This window comes from Actinoplanes sp. NPDC024001, assembly GCF_040638955.1.
GTDB lineage: Bacteria > Actinomycetota > Actinomycetes > Mycobacteriales > Micromonosporaceae > Actinoplanes.
The window spans coordinates 1-3,722 of record NZ_JBEZZB010000191.1 but is presented as its reverse complement, the minus strand read 5'-3'; the positions used below and the strand labels follow the sequence as shown (position 1 = coordinate 3,722).

The 3,722-nt window shown below is 75.2% G+C and carries 4 protein-coding genes; all 4 read right to left on the bottom strand.

Going from position 1 to position 3,722, the window contains the following annotated elements:
- Positions 1 to 293: 293 nt before the first annotated feature.
- Entirely contained in the window at positions 294 to 1,001 is a 708-nt protein-coding gene (locus tag AB0F81_RS43770; RefSeq protein ID WP_360208744.1) for an HAD family hydrolase, read from the bottom strand.
- Positions 998 to 1,186: a hypothetical protein gene (locus tag AB0F81_RS43765; protein ID WP_360208741.1), complete on the bottom strand. Its 189-nt coding sequence runs from the start codon at positions 1,184 to 1,186 to the stop codon at positions 998 to 1,000. Before AB0F81_RS43765 ends, AB0F81_RS43770 begins: the two co-directional genes overlap by 4 nt.
- 371 nt (positions 1,187 to 1,557) lie before the next feature.
- On the bottom strand, positions 1,558 to 2,703 hold the full coding sequence (wecB, locus tag AB0F81_RS43760; protein WP_360208738.1) for a UDP-N-acetylglucosamine 2-epimerase (non-hydrolyzing): 1,146 nt from the start codon (positions 2,701 to 2,703) through the stop codon (positions 1,558 to 1,560).
- Positions 2,700 to 3,722, bottom strand: a 1,023-nt coding sequence (locus AB0F81_RS43755) for an ATP-grasp domain-containing protein (RefSeq protein WP_360208736.1), incomplete at its 5' end; no start/stop codon positions are given. The genes wecB and AB0F81_RS43755, both read right to left, overlap by 4 nt.

The following is a 3,722-nucleotide window of genomic DNA, read 5'->3' as shown; positions in this document are numbered from 1 at the left end:
CCACAGCCCGGCCGAAGCAACTCCCACGTGCAGCCGGATGAGCCGGCTGACCGCCAGTGTCGCCGCAGCCGGGCTGGAACAACTTTTACGCGCAGCCGGATGAGCCGGCTGGCGGGCAGGGCTGTCTGCACGCGCTCAGAACAGTGCTGAGAGCCGGCTGGCCATGATCGGCGTGCGGGCGCTCCCCAGCGGCTACGGCTCGATCGGACCGGCAGCCGAGGCCGTCTCGGTGGCCGCGGTATGAGGCAGCGAGAGCGGAGGTGGCAGGGGCAACGGCAACAGCGGCGGGGCGGTTATTTGGGGAGAAGGAGGGCGGCAGCGGTGGGGAGGTCGGGGACGACCACGGTGGCGGCGGGCTCGTCGGGGGTGTCGGCGTATTCGCCGGTTTGCACGCGGATGGAGCGGGCGCCCAGGGCTTGGGCGATCGCTACGTCCTTGCCGGGGCGGTCGCCGATCATGACGAGTTCGGACGGGTCGAGGCCGAGGGTGTTCGCGGCGTGGCGCAGGCCGCCGGGGTGGGGCTTGCGGGCTGCGCGGCCGCCCAGTTCGTCGGTGATCACTACGGTGATGAAGGCTCTGGTCAGGCCGGTGGCGGCCAGCTTGGCGCGCTGGATCAGCGGGTTGCCGTCGGTCAGGCACGCCACCGGGTAATGGGCGGCCAGCGCGGCCAGCGCGTCGGCGGCACCGGGATAGAGGGGCAGTCGGCGAGGGCGGTATGTGGTGAACGCCGCCACCAGGTCGGGGATGAGTTCGGCGGTGCGGGCGGGGCTCAGGCCGTACGCCGAAAGGGCTCGATCGATGGTGCCGCCGCGGTCGGAGCCGGCGATGAGCTGGCGGCGGACCAGGCGGGCTAGCCGGATGGGGTCGAGGCCGTGGGCCGCGCCTGCGCGGCCGACGGCGCGGGAGGCGCCGTAGAGGTAGGCGGCCTGCGGGAACAGGGTGTCGTCGAGGTCGATGACGATGCCGGCGGGGGCCGGGCCGGTCCAGACGGGGGTGGTCATGGCTGGGTCTCCTTCGGCGCCGCGGGGGAACGCTCGGCGCAGGCGACGGCGCCGCCGGCGGCGGCCTGGCAGCGGGTCATGCAGGTGGCGGCGCCGCTGCCGAAGGCCGCGCGCGGCGAGACGCAGTCGACGGCGTCGCCGTCGAAGGCCGTGCCGGCGACAGGTGAGCGATGCGAGGTGATCATGCGGCGGCTCCCGGGCGGATACACGAGCTACCGGCGGTCATGCAGCGCCACCGAAGCGATCGCGCGAGCTGAGGGCCGGCAATACCGCAGCTTCGCGGGCCGACGGCGGCACCGCGGCGGCAACGCGGGCGGAAGGTGGCATGGCCGCGGCAACGCGGGCGGAAGGTGGCAAGGCCGCGGCAACGCGGGCGGAAGGTGGCAAGGCCGCGGCAACGCGGGCGGAAGGTGGCAAGGCCGCGGCAACGCGCGCTGAAGGTGGCAAGGTGGCGGCTCCCAAGCGGACACGCGAACGGCGGGCGGTCATGCGTCGCCCCCACGACGGGAGGGCGAGCTGCTGGCGGTGATGCGCCGGCGGCGCGAGGTGGCCGCCGTCATGCTGCGATCCACGGGCGCGAGCCGTCGGTGTAGTCGGGTTCGTCGAGGGCCAGCAACGGATCCACCGCGGGATCGGCCAACAGCGCGGCCACGCGCGGGCCGGTGTCGCCGTCGCCGTAGGGGCAGGGCAGGGCGGCGATGCGGCGGAGAGCCTCCGGGGCGCTGAGCGAGTGGGCGGCGGCCACCGCGCGGTTCGCCTCGTCGTCGCTGGTGATGCCGGTGAGCACGGCGGTTCCGGCTTCGACGCCCTCCCAGCGTGGGGTGGAGCGGCGCAGCACCACCACCGGCACGCCCAGGTAGGCGGCTTCCTCCTGCAGGCCGCCGGAATCGGTGACCACGACGCGGGCATGGGCGAGGGCGTGCAGCAGAGCGTCGTACGGCAGCGGCTCCTCGCAGGTCACGCCGGGCAGTCCGGACAGCTTCGCCAGCAGGCCGGTCTCCAGCAGCCGGGCGTGGGTGCGCGGGTGGATCGGGAAACGGACCGGGCCGATCGCGGCCAGCCGGGCGATGACGTCGACGAGGCGGGCGAGCCGGGCCCGGTCGTCCACGTTGGAGGCGCGGTGGGCGGTGACCAGCACGCCGGTGCGGTCCGCGGGCGGCACCGGCGTGACGCCGCGGTCGCGCAGGGCGTCGACGACCGGGTTGCCGACGACGAAGACGCGCGAGGCGGGAACGCCTTCGGACGCCAGGAAGGCGGCGGCGCGGGCGGTCGGTGCGAAGTGCAGCTGGGCGGTGGCGGCCGCGACCCGGCGGTTGACCTCTTCGAGGCTGCGCGGGTTGAAGCTGCGCAGGCCGGCCTCCAGGTGGGCGAAGGGGATGCCGGCGCCGCGGGCGGCGAGCGCGTAGGCGGGCACGGTGTGAGTGTCGCCGAGGGCGAGCACGAGGTCGGCCGGCACGCCGGCCAGGAGCTGGGCGGCGCCGGTGAGCAGCGCGCCCAGGCGGCCGGGCCCGTTCGGCAGGGTCAGGCGTACGTCGGGGGTCAGCCCGAGGGTGCGCTGCACGTCGGCGCTCATCGCGGCGTCGGCGTGCTGTCCGGTGTCGACGGCGGTGACGGTGTGCCCGGCGGCGCGCAGGGCCCGCACCACCGGCGCCAGCTTGATCACCTCAGGACGGGTGCCGAACGGGACCAGGAGGTGCTTCATCGGGCGACTCCCAGCGCGAGCGGGTCGGTGATCGGGGCGCCGGCGGCGTCGTAGTACACCTCGGCGAAGTGCCGGGCCATCCGCACGCCAGGCTGATAGGTGAGACCGGGCAGCCGCGCGCCCGGGTTCAAGATTCCTTCGAGGTACGTACGAACGACGTCCGCACCCGCGGCGAGAGTGAGCGGCAGCCCGCCGGAAAAACGTGGATTCACCTCGACGATCGTGACCGCCCCGTTCTCCGCGACGAAGCCCTGCACGTTCGCCGGCCCGGTGTGCCCGACCGCCCGCAGGGTGGCCGCGACCACCTCGGTGACGGCCTCCGAGGAGAACGTCGTGCCCCGGGTCGAGATGCCACCGCGGGTCTCGTCGCGCCAGCGCGGCACGCAGACCGCCAGGCTGCCGTCCCGGTCGACGAGTGCGTCAGCGGTGAACTCCCGCCCGGCCAGCCGGGTCTGCGCGATGGCGCCCGGCACCGTGGCGAAGGCGTGCGCGAGTTCGCGCGGGTCGTCGACCATGACGACGTCGCGGCTGCCGCGCCCGCGGGCCGGCTTGACCACCCACGGGCCGGGGATCATCTCGGCGGTGGCGGCGTTCCACGCGGTCGTCGGGTGCGGCACACCCGCCTGGTAGAGGGCGGCGGCGAAGGCCACCTTGTCGAGGCAGGTCTCGGCGGCGTTCAGGTCCGGCAGCCAGGTGCGCACGCCGAGCCGGTCGAGGTGGCCGGTGAGCGCGGTGAGGGCCGCGTACTCCTCGGCGACCGTGCAGATCAGCGCGGCTGGGCGGTGCTCGTCGAGGGCGGCGAGCAGGGCTTCGGCGTATCCGGGCTGGTCGGCGCGGGGCAGCACGGCGGCGCGGCCGGCCAGGCGCAGGCCGACGGCGTCCGGGTTGGCGTCCAGGGCGAGCACGTGGTCGCCGCCGGCCTGCAGCGCCTTGATGACGGCGACGCCGGCCGGGCCGCCGGCGCCGGTGACCGCGATCAGCCGGCCGGTGGGCACGGCGCCGGTGTCCGGCTGCGGCGC